The organism is Nonomuraea sp. NPDC049607, assembly GCF_040675375.1.
Classification (GTDB): Bacteria; Actinomycetota; Actinomycetes; order Streptosporangiales; family Streptosporangiaceae; genus Nonomuraea.
Genome location: NZ_JBFAOV010000072.1, coordinates 1 through 21,819 on the forward strand (window position 1 = coordinate 1; position 21,819 = coordinate 21,819).

Consider the following 21,819-nt stretch of genomic DNA (forward strand, 5'->3'; position numbering starts at 1 on the left):
TCAGAAGACATGAGAGCACTCACGTCAGCATCAAGAGTTCGGCATCTCTCCGGCAACCATGAACCACCCACGAGAGAGAGGGACGACTGCCCGTAGAAGAGCAGGCGCCCGTGCGACGATCTCGTGCTTCGTCATGCGCATGCTCGGCGCTCGTCGTGCGCCTCTGCCGTTCCGGCAAGGACGCGGCCGGTACGGGACAGTCCGGCGCTGTGTATGGGCAAGCCGTCCGGAAGCCATCACGATGAACTGAGAGTCTTCAGGAAGGACGCCGTCATGTCCGTGCTCTCCACCAGGCTCACCGCGAGATACGCCGTCCCGTACCCGTTCGCCTGCGCAGGGATGGCCTTCGCGGGCGAGACGCCCGATCTGGCGGCGGCGGTCACCAACGCGGGCGGCATCGGCGCGATCGGGGCCGCGCTGCTGCCTCCCGACCGGCTGCGCGAGACCATCCGCGAGGTCAGGGACCGGACGGGGGCGCGCCGTTCAACATCAATCTCATCTCCTTCTTCCCCACCGCCGACCTGGTCGAGGTGTGTGTGCAGGAGCGAGTGCCGATCGTCTCCTTCCATTGGGGCCATCCGCCCGCCGACCGGTCCGCCGCCGGGGACGACACCGTGCTCGCGTCGATCTTCGGGCCCGAGTTCCCCCGGTTCAACCCGATGCGCCTGCAGCGCAACCGCGTGGTGGCCGAGTGGAACGACCGGCTCGCGGAGATCCCCGCCGACCTCGACTCGCTCGAACCGGTCGGCACCACCTTCGTCCAGGGGCAGGAGACGGCGGTCCGCAAGTTCGGCCTCCTGCCGGCGGTTGCGGGGACGCGGGCCGACTGGGAGGAGATGCCCTGGCTCATGGGGCAGGGCGTGGGCCTCCTCCACGACGTCAAGCCCGCCGCGGACATCGTCCGGGACATGATGGAACAGGCCGAACAGGTGTTGACCGGCTTCAGACCCACCACCACGGAGCAGGCCCAGCCGTGATCGACAGCGTCTTCGGCCAGGACTCCGCCTGTCCAGCACCACGATCGTAGGCTCGGCCCGGGGCCCCAAGGAGGTGGTGGCCGCGGCCGAGGAGACGCTGGCGTACCTGACGGACCTGTGCGCGGCCAAACGAGCCGACCCCGCCGACGACCTGATCAGCGCCATGGTGCAGATGCACGACGAAGGCGGGCGGATGAGCGACACCGAGCTGGTGAGCACGTCCTGGCTGCTCCTGGTCGCCGGGCACGAGACGACGGTCCACCTGATCGGCAACGGGATGCGCGCGCTGCTCACCCATCCCGGCCAGCCGGCCCGGCTCCGCTCCGACCCCGGCCTGCTGCCCGACGCCATCGAGGAGTTCCTCCGGTACGACGGCCCGATCAGCACCTCCACCTTCCGCTTCACGACCGAGCCCGTGACGATCGGCGGGGTGGACATCCCCGCGGGGCAGCTCGTGGTGGTCTCGCTTCTGTCGGCCAACCGCGACGCCGCGCAGTACGACGACGCCGACCGCTTCCGTCAACTGCTGGGACGCTTCCCCGCACTCGAACTCGCGGAAGCAGTTGTCCTCCTCCCGACACCCGTCACCGGTGGGCCCGCCCTTCCGGAGGCACTTGCGCGGCTGGCCCGGTTTGACGGGAGGACTTCCCGGGATGCAGTCACGTTCGGCGGCGTGGGCGGCGCTCGGAGCGGTGATCGCACCGGACGGGCCGAGGGCCACTGCTGCGCTGCCCGCCACCGCATGAACGGCGCGCCTCATGGATGACACCTCTCACGCGGGAATGAGGTTTCCGCGGGCATCACCGAGGCTCGACCACCGGTGACCGTCTCACCACTCAACGTAGTTCCGGCCGACAGGAGCGCCCGGCTCCGGCACGGCGACAGAGCCAGATCACGACACCGGCGTGCCCTCCTGGGTCAGCGCATCGACGGACGCCCCGGAAGAGAGAAGCCCTCGGGCGGCGAACCCTCGGCGAACAACATCCGCACCCGGGCGGGGCCAGGGCGAAGGATCAGGGGCGGGTCGCGGCGAGTACGGACCTCGTCGCCTGCTTGCCCTGGCCCCCAGTGCGGGTCAAGCCTGGCGCCTTGCTCGATCGACCAGTGCCACGACACCTCGGCCAACAGCGCACCGCAGGCCGCGACCACCGTCGCCGTCGTACCCACGTCGCCGTCGTCCGAGCTGCCCGGCTCGGTGATCAGCACCTCCATCGCACGCCACCCGGGCTCCGCGAGATCGAGGACCGTGCTGCCCGTCACAACGCCCTCCGGTGGTCGCCCGCTGGTCGGCTGCCCGCGTCGCGACGTCCCGCCGATGCCCCCGTGCTCGGGGCGCTTCGGGATGCCGACCAGAGCGAACAACTGGCGCACGTCGCGGGCCATGGACTCCGCGGGCTGGGAGCGGGTGGACATGCGCGCACCGTACAACGACACGCCGCTCCGCTCCCCGGGTTCGCCGTTGGACGACCCGCATGGGCGCCCCCTCACTGTCTCGTCCAGGCGAGAGCCTGACTCTGGTCAGGTGCCCTCCTGCAAGGTGTCAGGTGGCTTCGAGGCCGTGCACCATCCTCACCGCACGCCAGCCAGCCCGTCGGAGCAGCCGCTGCACGGGATGGTTGGACACGTTCGTCGACGTGAACAGCTTCGCGGTTCGGCATGAGACTGCTGCAGCCTTCAGGAGGCTCGCGCCGATGCCGTACCCCCGGGCGGACTCAGCCACCATGAGCATCGTCACGAAGCCCTGCTCGAAGAAGGTGTACTCGACGACGCAGTAGCCGACCTGTCGCGACACCAACGTTCGATGCTGCCGCGCCGCTCGCCGCCATCGGATCTCGCGACCGGGGCAAGGATCACGAGGGATCTGCATCAGCCGCTCTGCCGAGTCGAACAGACAGTGGGCGGAAGTCGTCGGCGTCCAGGGGGGCGATCTTCCTCCTGTCGCAGGGTTCACACGGACGGGACACTCGCGAACGCACCTATGAAGATCGTTTGCGCACTTTTGAGGGAGCACGTTGGCGGGATGGTCGGACTGAAGGTTCCGCCGGGGCGCACAAGGGCTCCCCGACGGCACACGCCGCGGACGCGGACCCGGGGAGCCGGCTACTTCAGGTGCTCGTCGAAGAACGCGACCGCGTAGTGGACCGCGGTCTCGCGTTGCTCGGCGGGCGTGAGCTGACGGACAATGCCGGTCTGGTCGGTGCTCTCACACCTGCCTCCGGGACGGTTGCGCTTCTCGACGGCGACATCGTCCGTCGCGAAGGCCGGCCCGGTGCCGGGTGTCCAGATCGTGTTGAAGAAGTTGTGGTTGCCTCCGGGTACGTCGTGGTGTTCGGCGTTGGAGTTGCCCGCGGCCATCGTGGCGGCGACCTTGCCGTCCTCCCACATGGCGTCGCAGGTTCCGGCGACCACGGCCAGGGGGATGCGGGTGATGTGTTCCTTGTCGGCGTCGATGCCGTTCATGGCGGGCGCGAGCGCCATGGCGGCCCGGACGTGCACGCCGGCCGGGGGCGTGTGGCCGTCCAGGGCCTGAGCGATGACACCGCCACCGCCCCGTGAGTGCCCGAGCGTGCCGACCCGGTCCAGATCCACATGGCCGGTGAACTGTTTGAGTTCCCGCAGGGGGCCTTCCCCGGCGGAGAGCTGCGTCCACATCTGAAGGTGCTTGTCCAGCAGGGCCGCGCGTGCGGTGTGCCCCTCGTCCTTCTCCTGGGCCTGGATGCCGTTGGCCGCCACCGACACCACGATGTAGCCCTTGTCGGCCAGGGCCTCGGCCAGGTAGGCGTATCCCAGGTAGTTGTCGACCGGCTTGGCGCCCTTGGCGCACGGCCAGCCCTGGCCGCGGACGGGTTTGTCCCCCGCGGCGCAGGTGTCGCCCCAGCCGTGCAGCATCATCACCAGAGGGTGCTTGCCCCCGTCCAGCTTGCGAGGGTAGGTGACGGCGGCCTTCAGCTCCATGCGCTTGCCGTCCAGGCCCGGCGGAGCGTAGGCGGTGTCACCGAAGTCGTAGGTGACCTGGCCCGAACGGGCCGTGCCCTCTTGTGTGGAGACCTGCGCCGAACCCGCGACTTCAGGCTGAGGGCTGGCGCAGGCTTCCAAGGTGAGCGCGGCGACGGCCGTCGCGAGGAGGAGGCGGCGCAGAGGGCGATGGAGCATACGCATGGGAAAGAGGGGCCCTTTCGTGGCTTGGTTCTCGGGCCGAGACGGCCGCTCGGGTCCGTGGTGACGCGGCGGCATCTGGACGGTCTCCGACAGGCGGCTGTGGCGGACCAACACTCCCGCCGGCTTCGGGCCGCTGGAGCACATGTCCGGTTGCCGGTCAGGCTTGGGCGGTGGCTTGCAGGGGGCGCATGGCGGCCGCCCGCTGGGCCGGGACGAGCGCGGCGAGCGCGCCGGCCGCGAGGGACAGCAGGCACACCAGCAGCAGCGTTCCCCAGGGGATCGTGAGCGTGTACTGCGGGATCGCCCCGTTGGCCAGGGCGCCGACCGCCCAGGCCCCGAACAGCGCGCTCACCAGCCCCAGCAGGGTGCCGAACGCGGCGATCGTGAGGGCCTCCAGGACCACCATCCGCCGGACGCCGGACCGGTCCAGGCCCAGGGCGCGCAGCATGCCGAGCTCCCGCGTCCGTTCCGACACCGACATGGCCAGGGTGTTGACGACGCCGAGGGCGGCGATCACCACGCCGATCACGAGCAGGCCGTACATCAGGGTCAGCAGGTTCCCCACGGTCCCGGCGGCCTCGGCGACGAACGCGGCGCGGTCCTGCACCCTCAGCAGGGGGCTGTTGCCCACGGCGGCGCGCAGGGCCTGCTCGGTGGCCGTCGCGTCGGCGCGCAGGAGGATCCGCTGGATGGCGCCGGGCACGAAGGCGTGCTTCTGGACCTCGGTGCGGGCCCCCAGGGCGTCCCCTGCGACCGGGTTGTCCTGGTAGACGCCGACGACGGTGTACTTGTGGAACGCCTGGTCGCGGCCGATGCGCGCGTTCACCTGCCCGCCGGTGCGCACGCCCTGGGCGTCGGCGATGGTCTTGGACAGGGCGATCCGGCCTGGACCGAGGTCGTCCAGGGAGCCGTTGACGAAGTCGAGCTTCATGACGGCGCCCACGGTCGCGGGGTCGACGCCGGAGATCTGCCGGACGTGGCCGCCGACGAACAGGGTGGAGTCGGCGACGGCGGAGGAGGTCCGCACGCCGGGTACGGCGGCGACCCGCTGGACGGCGGCGGGGTCGATGCTGTTCATGGAGTCGCGGGTGCCGATCGTGTAGTCGGCGGCGAGACCGGCGGCGGCCTGGCGGTCCAGGGCCCGGCTGGTGGACTCGCCGAGGACGGCGAGCCCGCCGACCAGCGCCGTGCTGATCATCAACGCGGCGGCGGTGGCGGCGGTGCGGCGCGGGTCGCGCAGCGCGTTCTGACGGGCGAGGTGGCCGACCACGCCGAACCGGCCGGTGAGCGTGCCGAACAGCCGGATCACCGGACCGGCCAGCAGCGGCGCCAGCACGATCAGGGCGGCGCCGAGGAGGGCGCAGCCGAACATGGCGCTCTGGAGGTTGTCGACGGAGGCGTCCTCGGCTCCGCTGAGCGACACCAGCATCCCGGCGCCGAGCAGGAGCAGGGCCGTCCCGGCCGCGCCGCGGATCCAGGACCGCGAGGCGGAGGGCGGCTGCTGGGCCGAGCGCATGGCCTCCAGCGGGGCGACCCGGGCGGCGCGCAGCGACGGGACGAGCGCGGCGGCCATGGTGACGCCCACGCCGACGAACAGGGCCGCGATCAGGGGGATGGGGCCGATCGCCAACGAGCCGCGCGGCAGCGGGTGCTCGTCGGTGCTCAGGAGCGCGGGCAGCGCGGCGGCGATCCCCAGGCCCAGCAGGAAACCGGTCACGGAGGCGGCGAGGCCGAGCAGGGCCGCCTCGGCCAGCACGGAGCCGACGACCTGGCGGCGGGAGGCCCCGATGGCGCGCAGCAGCGCGATGTCGCGGACGCGCCGGGAGACGAGCATCGTGAAGGTGTTGATGATCAGGAACGAGCCGATGAACAGCGCGACCGCCGCGAAGATCATCGGGATCTTGGTGTAGCCGCGGGTCAGGGTGTCCAGCAGGATCGACTGCTGGAGGGCCTGGGCGGTGGCGCTGACCGCCTCGGCGCGCTCAGCCGGGAGCATCTCGGTGACCCGGTCGGCCAGGACGGCCTCGGCGGTGCCGGGCGCGGCGGTCAGGTCGATCCTGGTGTAGCGGCCCGGAGCGGCGAACAGCTTCTGCGCGGTGGCCAGGTCGAACAGCGCCAGGGTGCCGCCGGCGGTCACCCGGCTGTCGGTGGTGCGGACGAGGCCCACCAGCCGCTTGGTCATGACGGGGCCGTCGGTGGCCAGCGTGATCATGTCACCGAGGTGGAAGCGGCCCGCGTCGGCGGTCCCGATGTCCACCGCGATCTCCCCGCTGTCGCGGGGCGCACGGCCCTCGGCCAGCGGATACCGGCCGTCCTTGCCGTCGGGGCCGGGCGAGTAGGAGGCGGCCAGGTTCGCCCAGGCGCTGCCCGCTCGCAGCGGGGTGCCGTCCGAGGCGGACAGCACGGCCATGCCGTCGGCCGACGGGCGCACGGCCGCGACTCCGGGCACGGCGGCCAGCTTCCGCGCGAGGGCGTCGTCGAGGCCGTCCGCGTGCTGGTTCTCGGGGGTTCCGGGCGGCGGGTCCTTGGGGGTCACGGTGACCGCGACGCCGTCGAAGCTCTTGGCGGCGGCCGCGCGGTAGGCGGCCGCGGAGGAGTCGGCGAAGACGAGAGTGCCGGAGACGAACGCGACGCCGAGGCAGACCGCGATGAAGGTCATCGCCAGGCGGCCCTTGTGGGCCAGGAGGTTGTGCAGGGCTGTGCGCAGCATGATGGGAGCTTTCGGTGCAGAAGGGGGGGCGGGTCAGCGCGTCGTGCCTTGGGCCTGGAACCGGAGCATCCGGTCGAGCACCGTGCCGGAGGTCGGCCGGTGCAGCTCGTCGACGACGCGGCCGTCGGCCAGGAACACCACCCGGTCGGCGTGCGCGGCGGCCACCGGGTCGTGGGTGACCATCACCACCGACTGGCCCAGCTCGCGCACCGACTCGCCCAGGAAGCCGAGGATCTCGGCCCCGGAGCGGGAGTCGAGGTTGCCGGTGGGCTCGTCGGCGAAGACGATGTCGGGCCGGGAGACCAGGGCGCGGGCGACGGCGACGCGCTGCTGCTGGCCGCCCGACAGCTCGGCGGGCCGGTGGGCGAGTCGTTCGCCCAGGCCGACGGTGGCGATGACGGCCTCCAGCCAGGCGGGGTCGGGTTTGCGTCCGGCGATCCGCAGCGGCAGCGTGATGTTCTCCGCCGCGGTCAGGGTGGGCAGCAGGTTGAAGCCCTGGAAGACGAACCCGACCTTGTCGCGGCGCAGGGCGGTGAGCTGCCGGTCGTTCAGCGACGACAGCTCGGTCCCGCCGATGCGGGCCGAACCCGACGTCACCCGGTCCAGCCCGGCCATGCAGTGCATCAGCGTCGATTTGCCGGATCCCGACGGGCCCATCACGGCGGTGAACCGGCCTCGCGCGAACTCGACCGAGACCGCGTCCAACGCGGTGACGCGCGTCTCCCCGGAACCGTACGCCTTGGTCAGGCCGACGGCGCTGGCGGCCGGGCCGGCGACGTGGACGTCAGGGGAGGGAAAATCGTGTGACATGTGAGGACCCCGCCTAGGAAGCGTCGGCCCGCGGGATGAGACCGCGAGCCGGGAACGCTTCCATCCTCACGACGTTGACCTGCGAGAACATCGGTCCTTGGGGAGGAGTTCGGCTCTGCCGGAAGTGAGGGAAGTGGTGCGGATGCTCTGTCTTCCGGCAGAGGCGTCTCAGGCGGACAGGCCGGTCCGGTGGGCCAGGATCGCGGCCTGCACCCGGCTGGCCGAGCCGGTCTTGTCCAGGATCGCGCTCACGTGCGTCTTCACCGTTCCGATCCCGATGTACAGCCGTTCGGCGATCTCCTGGTTGGACAGCCCCTCCCCCAGCATCGCCAGGACCTCCCGTTCCCGTTCGGTCAGGCGCGCGATCCGCTCGTCGGCGTGGGCGGGGTCGGCGTCCTGGGGGCCGGTGCCGTTCAGCATCCGGCTGATGACGGCGGCGGTGACGCCGGGCGACAGCACCGCGTCACCGGCGGCGGCCGCTCGGACCGCGTTGATCAGTTCCTGCGGGCCGTCGTCCTTCAGCAGGAAGCCCGCCGCGCCTTCGCGCAGCGCCCGCAGCACGTTCGCCTCCTCGCCGAAGGTCGTCAGCATCACCACGCGCGGCGCCGGGTCCAGCGCCAGCAGCGGCGCGATGGCGGCCAGGCCGTCGTACACCGGCATCCGGATGTCCACCAGCGCCACGTCCGGGCGGTGGGCGGTGGCCAGTTCCACAGCCTGGCGTCCGTCGGTGGCCTCGGCGACCACCTCGACGCCCTCGGCGTGCCGCAGGATCAGCCGCACGCCGTGCCGGATCATCGTCTCGTCGTCGGCCAGCAGGACGCGGATCGGCCGGGCTGCCTGAGTCGCAGGGCTGGTCACGGGCTCGGTCACGGGGTCTCCCAGGGTGCGCCGTCGCGAACCGACGGTACGGCGAAGCGGTCGATGGCGATCAGATGCTGCGAGGCGTCGAAGCAGTAGCGGGCGACGATCAGGCGGTCGGGGCGGCGTTCGGTGGCCCCGTTGAACGGGTAGATGCAGCCGGCCGCCGTGGCGGGGCGCGGCGGCTCGCGCCCGGTCGCCGCCGCCCGGACCGCCCCGTTGTCCAGCACGCTGAGCTCCGCGACCTGCTGGTAGGTCATGCCCAGGCGGGGCAGCGGGAGCGGCCCGGGATGGGGGTTCGGCAGGATGGCGTGCACGAAGGTCGCGGCCAGGGCCATCAACGCGCACAGCGCCACCAGCCCGAAGGCGAGCGTCAGCGACTCGACCCAGCGGCGTCCGGAGTCGGCCGGGGCGGGTACGGCGGGGGGCGCGTCCGGGGCCGCCGAGCCGGAGGCGTCCGGCGCATCGGTCCGGTTGACGAGGTCGCCGGGATCGGCCGGCACGACCGCGGCCACCTGGAACCCGCCGGACGCCAGTGCCCCGGCCTCCAGCGTCCCGCCGAGCAGCTCCACCCGTTCCCGCAGACCGGGCAGGCCACGGCCGCTCCCCGGGCTCTCGGCGGGCGGCGTGCGCGGCGGAGCCCCGTTGCGGACGGTGACGCGCACCACGTCCCGGTCATGGACGATCGTGACGGTGGTGTGGGCGGCGCCGGCGTAGCGGTGCACATTGGTCAGGGCCTCACGGACGACCCGGTGGACCGCGCGCCGCACCGGCGCCGGACGGGAGTCCAGATCGGGTCCGGTCCACTCCAGCCGCACCGCGATCCCGCCGGCGCGGGACTGGGCCACCAGCCCCTCGATGTCGGCGCGGGTGCCGGTCGCGTCGGTGAGCGCGTCCGGCCCGGTGTCGCGGCCCGGCGGCCCCAGCACCCCCAGCGACTGCCGCAGCTCGCGCATGGCGTCACGGGTGGTCTGGCGGACCAGGACCACTTCCCGGCTCAGCTCGGGGGCGGTCCCGGCCAGGGCCATCTCCAGCCCGCCGACGTGCAGCGAGATCAGGCTGAGCCGGTGCCCCACCAGGTCGTGCATCTCGGCGGCGATCCGGGAGCGTTCGTGCATCCGGGCCTCGCTGTCGGCCAGCCGGCGGGCCCGCTCGGCGGCGTCGCCGCGCTCCCGCGAGGCGACCAGCAGGCGCTCCTGCTGGCCGCGTACCGTCCCCACCAGGCCCGGCAGCACCACCGCCAGCGGCGCCATGAGCAGGCCGAGCAGCAGCCCGTACGGTGCCGGTCCGGCTCCCGACCAGGGCATGCCCGCCGTCGCCGATGCCACGGCCAGCACGCTCGCCGCCGCCAGGACCCAGGCCCGTCGCCGCGCTCGCGTCGTGCGGCGCGCGGCGGTGTAGGCGGTCGCGGCGGTGAACGGCCCGACCGCCGCGACCGGGCCGCACAGCGCCGCCAGCGCCAGCAGCACCGCCGTGGGGAACCGGTGGCGCAGCAGGAAGAGTCCCGCACCGGCGGCCACCGCCACCAGGCTCCGGATCGGTGCGTCCTCACCGGCCAGGATGACGACCATGCCCAGCGCCGCCACGGTCACGCCACCGGTCTCGACCATCGCGCGCACGACGCCGTAGCGGCTCGCCCCGGCGAACGGGCGGCTGCCGGCGAGTCGGCGGAAATAGCTGGTCACAGGCACGCTTGCCAGTATCGAGGCAGCCACAGGCTGCCCGAGCACGGACCCCACGGCCGGTCGGCGCCTGTGCCGGAAGTCAGACCTTCACCAGCCGTGGGGGAAAGGCCGTTCAGCGGCGCACGGACCTGACCACGAAACGCGCCGGCGCCCCGACGCCGGCGGTGACCGCCCCGAAGCCCAGCAGGACGCCGACGCCCACAAGCGCGTTGGCCAGCCCCAGGGGCATACGGGAGGCGAGGCGTTCGCCGGGCTGGGCGGGCAAGGTGTCGTCAGAGGCGTTCACGATGGTCTCCTTGGTGTGAGCGGCTGACATGTTCCATCCTCGCCGGCTCCCACCTGCGCTGACATCGGTCCGAAGGCAGACCGGGGCTATGCCTGATGACCGAGTCGCCCAGGTGGCCGGCGTCAACGCCGGCGGCATCGAACAGGTCACCTGGCACCGTCACCGCCGGCGCCGTTGCGCAGGCCACGAAGAGGAAGGTCCAAGCTTCCCGTCGCGTTGCGGCGGCGGCGGCCCGTTGTCCCGCCGCGACATCCCCCTGCGGGAGAAGACCCTGTGGCGGATGCTCTACGGGACCGCGGCCCGGGCCGCGGAGATCCTGGCGCTCAACGTCGAGGTCTTGGACCTGGAGCATCGGCGGGCGCCTGTCCGCTCCAAAGGTGGCGCCACGTACGGGATGCCGTTCACCGTGATCCCGTCCACCAGGATCTTCTGCCGGCCGTAGGCGTGGCGGGGCTGCTTGGTCCAGGGCTCGCCGCGCGCGGCGCCGCTCGTAGAACCGTTCATGCCTGCGTACCGGCGGCGCCACCCGGTGCGGGTGTTCTGATCGCAGGCGCACATGCGCGGAGCCGGAGGCGACGGTGGTCGTCTCCGGCTCCACGGCCGGGGAGGTCATCCGACCGCGTAGGCGCGGTGGATGGTCTGGCTGACGCTGTTGTCCGCGCTGTCGGTCACCATGGCGCGCAGGGACACGAAGCCCGCTGCGCGCGGATTGTCGATCTGCGCCGTCCAGGCCGAACCCGCGGCCCTGACCCGGATGTCGCGCCAGGTCACCCCGTCATCGACGGACATCTGCAGGTGGATGGACGTCACGGCCGCCGCGGGCGCACCGGGATTGCGTTCGATCCAGACGGGCAGCCGGGTGGACGATCCGGGCTTGGCCCGGTTGTACTCGTCCAGCCCCTTGGGGGCGTAGCGGACCGCCGACAGAGGGAGTGCTTCCCGCTCGGTGGTGTGCGCCGAACGGAACGTCCACGTCGATGCCACCTTCGTGGACAGCGTGGAGTACGGCACCTGCCGGTCGGCCGTCGCACTGAGCGTATACGTCGCGGGCTTCGCCGGGAGGCCGGCGGTCAACCGGCAGGAATCGAGCTCCCACGGGCCGCACCTGGTGTAGTCGGTCGTGGAGATGACCTGACCATCCTGGACGAGGCTGACGGTGCCGGTGGCCGCGCCATCCATGCCGACCCGGCCGGGCACGCCCTCGGAGAACAGCCGGGCGCCGTCGAACACCACGGTGTCACCCTCTCGCCAGCCGCCCAAGGTGGCGAAGGACGGACCGCTCACCGCGGCGCCCCACCTCTGACGATCGCGGCCGTGGCCGGTGGGTTCCGTGGCCCCCGTGACCGCGGATTCGCCGACGCGCAGCGCGCTGGACCACTTGTGCCCTCGCGTCCGGTATTCCGTCAGCTTGCCCGGGAGCGGCACCTCGTTCGTGGGGGTCAGGAATCCGGCAGAAACGCCTTCGACGGCGTTCGCCACGAAGTAGGTGCCCTTCGCGGCCGTTCCGGCGCCGCGAAAGGTCGTGGTCACCTGGTCGAGGTCCTTCACCCTGGCCGTGTAGGTGGGGTCCTCGGGCATGCCGTCCTGGCGTTCGTCCACCAGGTCGTAGCGGACGGGAGTGGGAGAGGCGTCCTTCTTGTGGAAATGCATCCTGCTGATGTACTTCAGTCCGGGCTGCTTGGAGCCGAGCACGAAGTACACGGAGCTGGGGTCGGGCCTGCCTCCGGCCCAGCCGAGCCACCATGAACCGTTGATCACCCACATCTCGACCCATCCACTGGTGACAGCCGTGGGCTCGTCCAGGGCGAACCTGATCGGTTTGGCCTTGCGCGTGTCCAGGATCACCTCCGTGCCCTGTTCGCCGACCTTCACCGGCAGGTGCGTGGTCGTGATGCGCGATCCTTCGTAGATGTCGGCGTACAGGCTCCACTCGCCGGCGGGGAGCCGGTAGGTGTCCGGCGCGCCGATGAGGAGCATCCGAACACTCTCGCCCTTGCCGTTGTAGAACTCCCCGACCGCGTCGACGGGCCGGCCGTCGGTGCCGAGTGCGCTGATCTTCACGTCGTAGGCTTCCGGCTCCACGTACGCGGTGGCGACGGTTCGGATGAGAAGGTCACCCGATCGGGCGATGATGGTGCCCGGGTGATCACCGGGCTGTTTGCCGGTCCCGTCGATCGTCACGGTGACGGACGCCGTGCCTTTGGCGGGCACCTCGACCCGCTGTGCCGAGGTGCGCAGCACGTCGCCGTCCACGGTGAGGTCGAGGATGACCGGGGAGTCACCGGCGTTGGTGTAGGTGATCTCTTTGGCCGCCTGCCGCACGCCGGATTCGCCCCAGCGGAAGACCGTGCCGATGTTCGCGGGACTGGCGTACACCTCCTGGCCGATCGCGCGGACCACGTCGACGCGCCCGGCCCCCTGGTCGAAGGGTGTGGCACCGGCCTGCGGCGCGGCGCTGCCGATGAGCGCGGCCTTGAGCTGCTCTCCGTTCCAGTCCGGGTGCCGCTGGGCGAGGATCGCCGCCGCGCCCGCGACGTGCGGCGCCGCCATGGAGGTGCCGCTGTGGGCGACGTACGGGCCTCCTGCCGTGCCCTGCGCGGCCGCCGCCGTGATGTCGACGCCGGGGGCGGTCACGTCCGGCTTGATCGCATGATCGCCCAGTATTGGGCCGCGGCTGGAGAATTCGGCCATCTGGTCGGACTTGTCGACCGCGCCGACCGTCAGTGCCGCGTCGGCGCTGCCCGGGCTGCTGACCGAGCCGGGTGTTCCGTCGTTGCCCGCCGCGATGACGAACAGCGCTCCCGTACGCGCCGACAGGGCGTTGACGGCGTGCTCCACCGGATCGACGCCGGGCGTGTCCGGGCTGCCGACGCTCATGTTGATGATCTTCGCTTTGACCTCGGCGGCGGCCCATTCCATGCCTGCCAACAGTGCCGCTTCGCTGACGTACTCGCCGCCGACCTTGCCGAGCGCGATCTTCGCTCCCGGCGCGACGCCCCGGTACTTGGCTCCGGCTCCTGCCACGATGGAGGAAACATGGGTGCCATGTCCAACGTTGTCGCTGATGTCGGGTTCGTCGGAGAAGTTTCGCGACTGCGTGACGACGTCCTTGAGATCGGGGTGAGTGGCGTCGTAACCGGAGTCGAGCACGGCGACCGTGACACCGGCTCCGGTCAGCCCCTGTTGCCACGCCTGCGGGGCCCCGATCTGCTTGACGCTCTGGTCAAGGGTGATGTGCCGCTTCCCGTCCAGCCAGATCTTCGACTTGCCCGCGGCCAGTGATCGGGCGCCACCGACCAGGCTCTGCCAGGTCTGGCCGGCTGTCACCTTGGGGACGCTCGTGGCGGCCAGTCCCAGCCCGGCGAAGTCCTTGGCCTTCCGCGTTCCGCTGAGCGTCTGTGCCGGTTCCCCCTGGGGTGACTGCACGATCAGTGGTATTTCCGATTTGTGGGCATCGCCGTATCGCCAGGTGAGCAACTGCGTGACGTCGAACAGACGCTCATCCAGCACCCCCTGGGCCAGCAGCCGCTTCGCGTCCTCTGGAATGACGTGGAGGTGGCCCTGACGACGCTGAACGTCGAAGCGCTCCTTTCTGCCTGGTCCCGGCTCGATCCGGTGACCGTTCGCGGTGACGGTCACCCGGTCACCGGTCAGCAGCGTCACCGAGCCCGACACCTCGGTCACCGAAGATGCCGGCTCTGCCGCCTGCGCGGTGTGCGTGGTGCCGCCGGCGATGAGACATCCCGCCACGAGCGTGGCGAGGGTTCCGTGTGTTGATTTCATCTGCTCTCTCGTGGTCGATGTGCGGAGAGTTGATCGTCCGGTGGGGCAGAGACGCTGATGGCCTGGGAAGCGACTCTGCCGTGCCACCGGCAGGAACCTTGGAGGCGGACGAATCGGGGTGCCGCCCGCGCGCCACGAGCGGCACCCCTGGCGTGCTGGGTCAGACGAGCTTGCGGTAGATCCGGGACGAAACAGCCTGAGCCGCGCCCTCCCGGCCGAACTCCTGGTAGACCCGCGACGTGATCTCCACAGCCTTGGGCGAGTAGGCGGGGTAGAAGTCCTTGCCGCAGTCCAGGTCCTTCAGCGCCGCCTTGATCTCCTTGTCCAGGTACGGCCTGGCCTGTGCGGGCTTCAGGTTCGGACGGAAGATGGCGGTCTTGCCCTTGGGCAGTTCGCCCTTCCATGCCTTCTTGGCGACGTCCGAAGCCTGCCGCGCGATCTTCGTGTGGCTCAGACCGTCCAGCGCGGTCGGCGCGGTCCGGTTGACGCCCAGGCACGCGGCGAACCGCTTGCCCAGCTGGACGAGCCGCTCGTCCTGGTCGAGGACGCTCAACGACTTCCGTACCGCCGCGTCGAGCTGGTCGTGGTAGTCGTCCTGGGAGGTGACGGTCTTGCCCAGCACCTCCTTCACCGCTTGGGAGAAGCAGGACTCGTCGGCGGCGCGCCACTCCTTCAGCTCATCGGCCGGCAGCGACATCAGCGTCTTGTCGTTCGGGTTCTCCTGCCGGACGGGGTTGACGACCTCGTCCTTGGGATAGACATTCGGCGACCAGACGCCGAAGCCGTACTTGGCCCGGTAGGCCCGCAGCGCCTTCAGGTCACCCGCGAGCCGCTCCTGCTCCCCGGGCTGCCACTTGTAGCGGGCCTCCGGGGAGGCCGCGTAGTCCAGGCCCCGCTCGGTCATGCAGGCGACGCGCTCGGCCTCCAGTTGCGTCTGCTTCTCGTACGCGGCGGCGTCCCCCGACGGCGACGCGGTGAGGCCGCCGAACGTGCCGGCGAGCAGGGTGACCGCGACGGCCTTGGCGATGAGCATGGATGTTCTCCTTCTTCCTTGAGGGCATGCCGGTTCGATCTGAGGGCATGCGAAACAGAACTCACGGCCGGAACGGCCGGATCAGGGGGAAAGTCTCAGCAGGGGATCTTCATGCGGGACGCCTTCGGCGACACCTCGGGCAAACCGCGGGCGAGATCGACGGCGAGCACGGCGGTGCCGGTCACGGTGCCCTTCTTCTCGGTGTACTCGACGCCGGAGGACACCTTCACCTTGCGGTCCCTGGTGCTCACCGTGCGCTCGCCCAGGTAGTGGTAGGTCTGCCGGTCGAAGATCAACTCGGACCGGGTGCCGTCGCCCCCGTCCATGGCGACGGCCAGGCCGGGGCGGCCGACGGCGTCCATGGCGTCGCCGACGAGCACGATGCCGTCCAGCCCGGCGGCGACCTGGTACAGCGCCGCGCCGAGGCTCGGCCGTACCACGGACTCGCGGACCAGGCCCTGGAGGGAGCGCCAGATGCGCAACGGCTCCTCACCCGTGTCGGCCACGATCTTCGCGCGCACCTGGGCGGGGTCCGTCGGCCAGGCGCCCAGCCGCGCGTAGGCCGGCCGGCCGGGACAGGTTCCCGGCTCGTGCACGATGTCCTCGACGCCGTGGTCCCAGTACCTCCGGGGCGCCGGTCCCGTGCCCGACAGGCTCTGGCTGCGGCTCAGCCAGGGCTTGCCCACGTCGGCGGCCTCCCACCGCTCTTCGTTGACCATCACCTTGGTGTACTGCGTCGTGCCCGACTTGTCCTTGGTGTGCAGGCTGCGCTGGGCCAGCGTCCTGGTGTGGACGTACTCACCCTGGGAGGGCACCGTGTCACGTTGACCGGCGGCGGCCCGCGCGGCCAGGGTGAGCAGCGCCTTGGCGTCGGCCGGAGGGGCAGCGAGCAGGTACCCAGGGGTGCCCGGGTCGGAGCCGCCCAGCCCCACCTGGCTGACGACGATGCCACCGGTGAGCAGCACCGCCATGGCGCCGACCAGGGCGACGCGCCGGATCGGCAGCGCGGTGCGCCACCGACGGTCCGACCGTGGCGCCCGTGCCTCACGGAGGAGGCGGTCACGTCCCTTCGCCGCCGCCTCCGGCGTGGGCTCGGGCTCCGCGAACACGGCCTCGACCAGCTTCAACTCGTCCATCACCACTCCCCGATCGGGTTGACGTCGCCCAGGGCCTTGCGCAGCTTCCTGCGCGCCCTGTTGATCCGGGACCCGACGGTCCCCACCGGGATGTCCAGGGCCGTGGCGATCTCCTCGTAGCCGAGCCCGCCGAACACGAGCAGGAACACCACGTCGCGATCGCCCTTCGCCAACCCCTTCAGCCCCCGTACCAGCTCCGGCCGGCTGGCCCGCGCCGCGAGCTGCGCGGTCACCCGGTCCTCGTGCCCGTCGATGGATTCCTCGGCCGCCACCTTGCTGAGCGCGTTCAGGCGGCGGCCCTCCCTGCGGCGGTGACGGGCCACCACGTTCGTGGCGATGCCGAACAACCACGACCGCACGGTCCCTCGCTGCGGGTCGAAGCCGTGCCTGCCGTTGAACGCGAGCAGAAAGGCATCCGCGACCAGATCCTCGGCCTGCTCACTGCCGAGCCGGGCAGCCAGATAACGGTGAACCTCCTGGAAGTACCGGTCGTACAGCAGGGCGAAGAGCTCGGGACTGTGCAGCGACCGCTCGACCACCGTGACGTCTTCCATCACGTCGTTGGCGTCAGGTGGTGCAGTCATGGTGTCCTTCCGAAGGCAACTGTCATCCAGTGTTCGCCGCTCGGCAGGTTTTCTTCACGGCAATTTCCGTCCAGGCAGGGCCGGCCTGCCGTCCGGTGGGCGCGGCGGGCTCAGACGCGGTCTCTCGGTTTCAGGGACCGGGAGCATGTCGGCGATCCGCCAACGGATACGGATCAAAGTTCACGCCCTCACCCCCGGCGCGAGTTCCGGGCCGCCCGCTGCCACAGCACCCGCATGAGGTCGGTCAACCGCCGGCCACGAGAAGGATGTCGTACCGCTGTGACAGCGTATTGATCGCGTGCTCCACCGGATCCAGCTCGGGGCCGCCGAAGCTCATATTGACGATCTTGGCCTTGACCTCGGTGGCCGCCCACGCCATGCCGGTGGGGGCCGCGGATTCAATGATCATCCGGGCTGGTTCGCCTTGCCGATGGCCAGATTGGCATCCGACGTCACGACCCACGTCGGGACCGCCGGGGCGGTCGGGATCGTAGCCAGCGTCGAGGACCCTGACCGTGACACCCTTCCCTCCTGGGAGCTGCTGCCGAGCCCGGGGTGTGCCCGCGCTGCGCTCATCCCAGGAGTGGACAGCCGACGGACCCTGCCATGCCCATTGACGCTGATGCCCTGCCCGATGACGCGGATTTCGCAGGTGTCCGCGTGCCGCCCTCCAGGGAGACGGGGTGTGGCTGGTCGGACGCCAAACGAGCGGCCGAGTACCTGGTGTGGACCGGCGTCTGATCACTGCCGCGCGCCGCGGCGCCGAACGCGTGTACGACCTGGCCGAGCGCCGCGTCCCCGCCGACCTCCCGCGAGCCTGCCCGGGTTCGCCCAACGGCTCTGGAGCGCGCGTTCCTGCCCGCCGAACCGGGTCTTTCTCACCCCGTTCGACAACCTCATCCGGGACCGCGACCGCACCCGGCGGCTGTTCGGCTTCGACTACACCTTCGAGGCATACAAACCGCCGGTACGGCCACTACGTCACCCCGTTTGCCGGCCGGAACAGGCATGAAACCACCCACACCGGCACAGCGTCTCCACGACACGCCGACCTAACAGCACTACTAGGCCTCGCCAGAAGCGGACGAGGCTGATCGAGGCAGGTGTGCTCAGCAGTTCGGCTTCTCGGAGTCTCGCCGATCGGTGGCTTGCCACACCAGAAGATCGCAGTGCTCGGCCTGCTACGGGAATACGGCGTAGATCTCGTCATGGTCGCTGACCTGAACCAGTCGATCTACGCATTCCGCCAGGCCGTACCCAAGAAGGTACTGAGCTTCGCCGCGACGCTCCCCCAAGGTGAGCGACTCGACGGCAACTTCCGGAGCACTCCCGCCATCTGCAGGATTACCGCCAGTGTGAGAGGACTGACGCAGCTTGACCATGCCCTCGGCCCGCATCGAGAGCTCACCGTGCCCATTCGGCTCCTCCCTTACGACAAGGCCGTCCGGCTGCGCGTCCTGTACGCCGGCTTTCACCGGCACATGGCCGACCTGATCCGCAAGGACCAGCAGGTCGGCCGCATCCCCAGCGATGCCGACCCCGAGGGAACGGCGCTGGCTCTGGTGGCGCTGGCCGAAGGACTGGCCGCCTACGTGCTCACCGGCGTCATCCCCGCCATCCACGCCCGCGAACAGGTGCTGGAGGCCATCACGGCCCTCAACCCCTGAGCAGCCGTCCACCCTCCAGAATCGTCTCGCCCACTACGGCACACTGGATCGACCTCGCCGTGCCTGCCCTATCGACCTCCGGGCAGGATCGGACCGGATTTGGGCGCTACGCGGCAAGTGCATCGGTGCGGGCAGGAACGCGCCAAGCGGCGCAGAATCAGCTCTCAGCGTCTGCGCCGCCGGGCTGCGGGGTCGTGCTCGGCGGTGATGTGGGCGGAGGTCTCCTCCCCCAGGCGGACGTAGCGGCCGAGGCTGGCCAGGTGCTGGTGGCAGGATTTGGCCTGCAAACCCTGGCCGATGCCGCAGGCTTGATCGGCTGGCAGGTCGGGGTCGACTCCACCGTCTGCCGCGCCCACCAGCACGCGGCCGCGCATCCCGGTACGGGCAGGCGCAGGCCGCGCATCCCGGAGGTGGTCGAGCTCGATGGCGGGAGAATCAGTTCTCCTTGACCCTCTCCCACGCGGCGGCGTTGTCGGCACGAGCCTGGTCGCGGCGCGCGGGTGTGACGCAAGCCTGGTCACCGACGTAGGCCTCCCGCCAGACATACCCCTGGACGCAGCTCTTGGGTCCGGCCGGCCCGTCGGTCCAGCGGCCGGCGGCGGCCGCGTTGTCGTCCAAGGTCTGGTAGCGGGTCTCCAGGGACACGCAGACGTAGTCGGAGTCGTCGGCCATCCGCCACACGTAGCCGTCCTGGCAGGCGTTCGGCCCCCACACATGCTGGGCGACGTTGATCCGGGCGGGCGTGGCGGCCGTGTCCTGCTCCGCCTGGTTCTTCACGGTGGGGGAGACGCAGGCCACGTCGGCCAGCGTGATCTCCCGGTGGACGTAGCCCCACCGACAGGCGCCGTTGGCGTCCAGACGGTTCGGCTGGTCGGCGTTGTCGGCGGCGGTGCTGTCGCGTACGGCAGGCGTCACGCAGGCGTTGTCCCCGGCCACGGCGGCCCGCGGGACGTAGTCGAAGCCGCACTTGCCGGTCACGTCGGTCGAGACGGTGACGGTCGCCGAGTCGGCGGTCATCGAGTCGAGCTTGATCTCGACGCCGTCGCCGCGGTAGCTCTGGATCGGCGTGGGGTTCGTCTCGTTCTCCATCAGGAGGGTGGCCCAGCTTCGTTCTTGGTACTGGTGGATGAGGATGCTGTCCTTGGGGATCGCGCTGCTGCGGCCGGTCTTCTTACGGAACTCGACGGTGAGGTACCTGTCGGGTCTCTTCGGGTCGTACGGCACGCGGACCATCAGCGCGCCGGGCCGTTCCGGCTGCTCGATGGGTGCCAGCCGTACGGTCCGGGTGCCGGCTCCGTCCTTGCCGAGCGTCGTCACCCGCCACCCGGGCAGCCAGCCGAGCTCGTCGAGGCTCGGCGCGGCCGGCGCGATCGCGCCCTCGCCGAACCGCTCGGAAGGCGGGAAGTGGGTGGTGGACGCCGACATCGTGTCGTACGGGTTGCCCACATCCGTGGGGTGCTGGTTCAGGAACTGCGACAGCCTGTGGTTCAGCCCGTTGAGCCGCCCGAACTCGTAGGCGGCGCGGTTCAGCGTCCAGGCTGTGGAGTCCAGGACGATGGTTCTGTCCCCCCGTGCGTTGTACGAGGCGCGCCCGATTCCGCCTTCGGCGGTGTTGATGATGACGAACAGCGCGCTGCCGGGCGGCCGCGTCCACCCTTGGCTCTGTGCGCTCCGAACGCAGTCCTTCGGCTTGTTCAAGGAGTACCAGCCCTCGTCGCTCCACTGCGAGTAGGTCTTGGGGATGGTGTACCAGCCGTGGACGTCGCCGCCCTCCAGGGCGACCCGGCCGCGCGACTGCTCGGCGACGAAGTCGGCCAGGCCGCCCTTGCCGAGACCTTCGGCGGTGAGCAACTCCTTGAAGAACTGCGGGGGTTCGGGCTCCTCAGGCCGGTCGAGGAACTTGCACAGCAGAACCGCGATCGGCCACTTGGCCTGCACCGGCGTGGCCGGGGCCGGCGCGGACGGCACCAGCACGGCGGTGGTCAGGGCGGCCAGCAGTGTCACTGCCAGCCGGCGGGCACCAGGGTAGAACATGACTCTCCGTCTCCTCTGATTCCAGACGATCAGGTCGGCTCAGAGCGTGGGGCGGACGGCGAGGCGCAGGCCCAGGTGGGCGTGCGCGCCGAGCAGCAGCGCGGTGCTGGCGTACACCGAGACGGTGGAGCCGCCGAGGGTCTGCGCCAGGACGGTCACCGGGAACCACAGGCCGGCGAGCAGGGGCAGCCAGCGGACCGCCCCCCGCAGGCGGCCCCGGATCGCGACGGCGAGCCCGAGGGCCAGCATGCCGAGCTGGCTGAGCGGCCAGCAGGCATCCAGGATCAGCAACGGCAGCGGGAACTCGTCGTAGGTGGCGTAGCCGAAGGACAGCACGTTGGTCACGAACGCGCCGGGCAGCAGCGCCATCAGGCCCATCGGGATCACGCGGGTCCACCCGTCGCCGGCGGAGCGCGTGACGTGCACGGTCCACACGAACGCGAACAGGCCCGCGACGAACATCATGCCGGTGACGGTGTCGAGCGTCTGGACGCCGTCCTGGACCCTGTCGCCGACGATCACGGTACCGGCGCTCCAGGCGACCGCTCCCGCGGCCAGCAGGAGACCGGAGATCCTGACCTGGGCCGGGTTCGAGCTGGGCCGGGCCACGACGGGCTCGTGCGGGTCGACGTTGCTGGGCACGATGCGGCTGGACATGATGCTCCTCGGGGTGCGCGGGTCGGTGGCAGCACTTTCCCGCCGCAGTGCCCCGGGCGCCCAGGGAGCACGGCCATGCCTGCGGTCCTGGATCGGCCCGGCCCGATCAGGGACCGCTGTCCCGGTCAGACGGGGACATCCCTCGGATCGGGGTCACTGCCCGAGGCCGGCCTCCCGGGCCTGGATGATCGCCTGGGCGCGGTCGGCGACCTGGAGCTTGGCGAAGACGTTGGAGACGTTGTTGCGCACGGTCTTGGGGGACAGCGACAGCCGCTCGGCGATCTGCCGGTTGGTCAGGCCGGCCGCAATGAGGTCAAGGGTCTCCCGTTCGCGGGCGGTGAGCTGCTGGAAGGGCTCCTCGCGGGGCGGCCGGACGGTGGCGAGCCGGGCGAAGTAGCGGGTCACGCGTTCGGCCAGCGCGGGGCCGAAGATGACCTCCC

Annotated in this window: 22 protein-coding genes and 2 pseudogenes; 7 read left to right on the top strand and 17 right to left on the bottom strand. The window is 70.9% G+C overall.

The window, feature by feature from the left end; genetic code table 11:
• Positions 1-273: 273 nt before the first annotated feature.
• The 3 genes and pseudogenes from AB0J97_RS50350 to AB0J97_RS50360 all read left to right on the top strand — a co-directional run.
• Positions 274-459 (top strand): annotated as a pseudogene (locus AB0J97_RS50350) (nitronate monooxygenase); the annotation flags it as partial.
• A gap of 77 nt (positions 460-536) precedes the next feature.
• Positions 537-977, top strand: a complete 441-nt coding sequence (locus AB0J97_RS50355; protein ID WP_364104283.1) for a hypothetical protein — start codon at positions 537-539, stop codon at positions 975-977.
• A 76-nt stretch (positions 978-1,053) separates the two neighbouring features.
• A complete protein-coding gene (locus AB0J97_RS50360) occupies positions 1,054-1,743 on the top strand; it encodes a cytochrome P450 (RefSeq protein ID WP_364104224.1) in 690 nt (229 codons plus the stop codon).
• A 152-nt stretch (positions 1,744-1,895) separates the two neighbouring features.
• Here the strand turns inward: AB0J97_RS50360 and AB0J97_RS50365 are convergent, their stop codons facing one another.
• From AB0J97_RS50365 to AB0J97_RS50400, 8 genes are all read right to left on the bottom strand, one after another.
• Positions 1,896-2,390, bottom strand: a complete 495-nt coding sequence (locus AB0J97_RS50365) for a hypothetical protein (RefSeq protein WP_364104227.1) — start codon at positions 2,388-2,390, stop codon at positions 1,896-1,898.
• Between the two features lie 127 nt (positions 2,391-2,517).
• Positions 2,518-2,769 carry a GNAT family N-acetyltransferase gene (locus AB0J97_RS50370; protein WP_364104229.1) on the bottom strand — a complete coding sequence of 84 codons (252 nt, stop codon included), beginning with the start codon at positions 2,767-2,769 and terminating at the stop codon, positions 2,518-2,520.
• Between the two features lie 308 nt (positions 2,770-3,077).
• Entirely contained in the window at positions 3,078-4,130 is a 1,053-nt protein-coding gene (locus AB0J97_RS50375) for a hypothetical protein (protein ID WP_364104232.1), read from the bottom strand.
• Between the two features lie 163 nt (positions 4,131-4,293).
• A complete protein-coding gene (locus tag AB0J97_RS50380) occupies positions 4,294-6,846 on the bottom strand; it encodes an FtsX-like permease family protein (protein WP_364104235.1) in 2,553 nt (850 codons plus the stop codon).
• Between the two features lie 33 nt (positions 6,847-6,879).
• Positions 6,880-7,656, bottom strand: coding sequence for an ABC transporter ATP-binding protein (locus AB0J97_RS50385; RefSeq protein ID WP_364104238.1), 777 nt, complete (start codon positions 7,654-7,656; stop codon positions 6,880-6,882).
• Between the two features lie 168 nt (positions 7,657-7,824).
• Positions 7,825-8,526 (bottom strand): response regulator transcription factor, encoded by a 702-nt coding sequence (locus AB0J97_RS50390; protein ID WP_364104241.1) that lies wholly within the window; start codon positions 8,524-8,526, stop codon positions 7,825-7,827.
• Positions 8,523-10,205, bottom strand: coding sequence for a histidine kinase (locus AB0J97_RS50395; protein ID WP_364104244.1), 1,683 nt, complete (start codon positions 10,203-10,205; stop codon positions 8,523-8,525). The genes AB0J97_RS50390 and AB0J97_RS50395 overlap by 4 nt, the downstream gene beginning before the upstream one ends.
• A 106-nt stretch (positions 10,206-10,311) precedes the next feature.
• Entirely contained in the window at positions 10,312-10,485 is a 174-nt protein-coding gene (locus AB0J97_RS50400; protein WP_364104247.1) for a hypothetical protein, read from the bottom strand.
• An 88-nt stretch (positions 10,486-10,573) separates the two neighbouring features.
• Here AB0J97_RS50400 and AB0J97_RS50405 point away from each other — a divergent pair, with 88 nt between their 5' ends.
• Entirely contained in the window at positions 10,574-10,927 is a 354-nt protein-coding gene (locus AB0J97_RS50405) for a hypothetical protein (protein WP_364104250.1), read from the top strand.
• Positions 10,928-11,094: 167 nt separating this feature from the next.
• Here the strand turns inward: AB0J97_RS50405 and AB0J97_RS50410 are convergent, their stop codons facing one another.
• The 5 genes from AB0J97_RS50410 to AB0J97_RS50430 form a co-directional block, all read right to left on the bottom strand.
• Entirely contained in the window at positions 11,095-14,268 is a 3,174-nt protein-coding gene (locus AB0J97_RS50410; RefSeq protein ID WP_364104253.1) for a S8 family serine peptidase, read from the bottom strand.
• Between the two features lie 160 nt (positions 14,269-14,428).
• Positions 14,429-15,301, bottom strand: coding sequence for a hypothetical protein (locus AB0J97_RS50415; RefSeq protein ID WP_364104256.1), 873 nt, complete (start codon positions 15,299-15,301; stop codon positions 14,429-14,431).
• Positions 15,302-15,396: 95 nt separating this feature from the next.
• Positions 15,397-16,437 (bottom strand): CU044_5270 family protein, encoded by a 1,041-nt coding sequence (locus AB0J97_RS50420; protein ID WP_364104259.1) that lies wholly within the window; start codon positions 16,435-16,437, stop codon positions 15,397-15,399.
• Positions 16,437-17,021, bottom strand: a complete 585-nt coding sequence (locus AB0J97_RS50425; RefSeq protein WP_364104262.1) for an RNA polymerase sigma factor — start codon at positions 17,019-17,021, stop codon at positions 16,437-16,439. The genes AB0J97_RS50420 and AB0J97_RS50425 overlap by 1 nt, the downstream gene beginning before the upstream one ends.
• Positions 17,022-17,265: 244 nt before the next feature.
• Complete coding sequence (locus tag AB0J97_RS50430; protein ID WP_364104265.1) at positions 17,266-17,430, bottom strand: hypothetical protein; 165 nt, start codon at positions 17,428-17,430, stop codon at positions 17,266-17,268.
• Positions 17,431-17,655: 225 nt separating this feature from the next.
• Here AB0J97_RS50430 and AB0J97_RS50435 point away from each other — a divergent pair, with 225 nt between their 5' ends.
• A complete protein-coding gene (locus AB0J97_RS50435) occupies positions 17,656-18,033 on the top strand; it encodes a crosslink repair DNA glycosylase YcaQ family protein (protein WP_364104280.1) in 378 nt (125 codons plus the stop codon).
• Between the two features lie 157 nt (positions 18,034-18,190).
• A complete protein-coding gene (locus AB0J97_RS50440; RefSeq protein ID WP_364104268.1) occupies positions 18,191-18,688 on the top strand; it encodes a TetR family transcriptional regulator C-terminal domain-containing protein in 498 nt (165 codons plus the stop codon).
• A 164-nt stretch (positions 18,689-18,852) separates the two neighbouring features.
• Here the strand turns inward: AB0J97_RS50440 and AB0J97_RS50445 are convergent, their stop codons facing one another.
• On the bottom strand, positions 18,853-18,975 hold the full coding sequence (locus AB0J97_RS50445) for a hypothetical protein (protein ID WP_364104286.1): 123 nt from the start codon (positions 18,973-18,975) through the stop codon (positions 18,853-18,855).
• Here AB0J97_RS50445 and AB0J97_RS50450 point away from each other — a divergent pair.
• Positions 18,970-19,098, top strand: a pseudogene (locus AB0J97_RS50450) (IS5/IS1182 family transposase); the annotation flags it as partial. The gene AB0J97_RS50445 and the pseudogene AB0J97_RS50450 sit on opposite strands and share 6 nt — an antisense overlap.
• A gap of 25 nt (positions 19,099-19,123) precedes the next feature.
• On the opposite strand, the gene AB0J97_RS50455 reads toward AB0J97_RS50450, so the two are convergent.
• The 3 genes from AB0J97_RS50455 to AB0J97_RS50465 form a co-directional block, all read right to left on the bottom strand.
• Entirely contained in the window at positions 19,124-20,722 is a 1,599-nt protein-coding gene (locus AB0J97_RS50455; protein ID WP_364104271.1) for a hypothetical protein, read from the bottom strand.
• Between the two features lie 39 nt (positions 20,723-20,761).
• Complete coding sequence (locus AB0J97_RS50460; RefSeq protein ID WP_364104274.1) at positions 20,762-21,379, bottom strand: hypothetical protein; 618 nt, start codon at positions 21,377-21,379, stop codon at positions 20,762-20,764.
• A gap of 153 nt (positions 21,380-21,532) precedes the next feature.
• Positions 21,533-21,819 (bottom strand): response regulator transcription factor (locus AB0J97_RS50465; protein ID WP_364104277.1); only part of this gene is annotated, 287 nt, incomplete at its 5' end.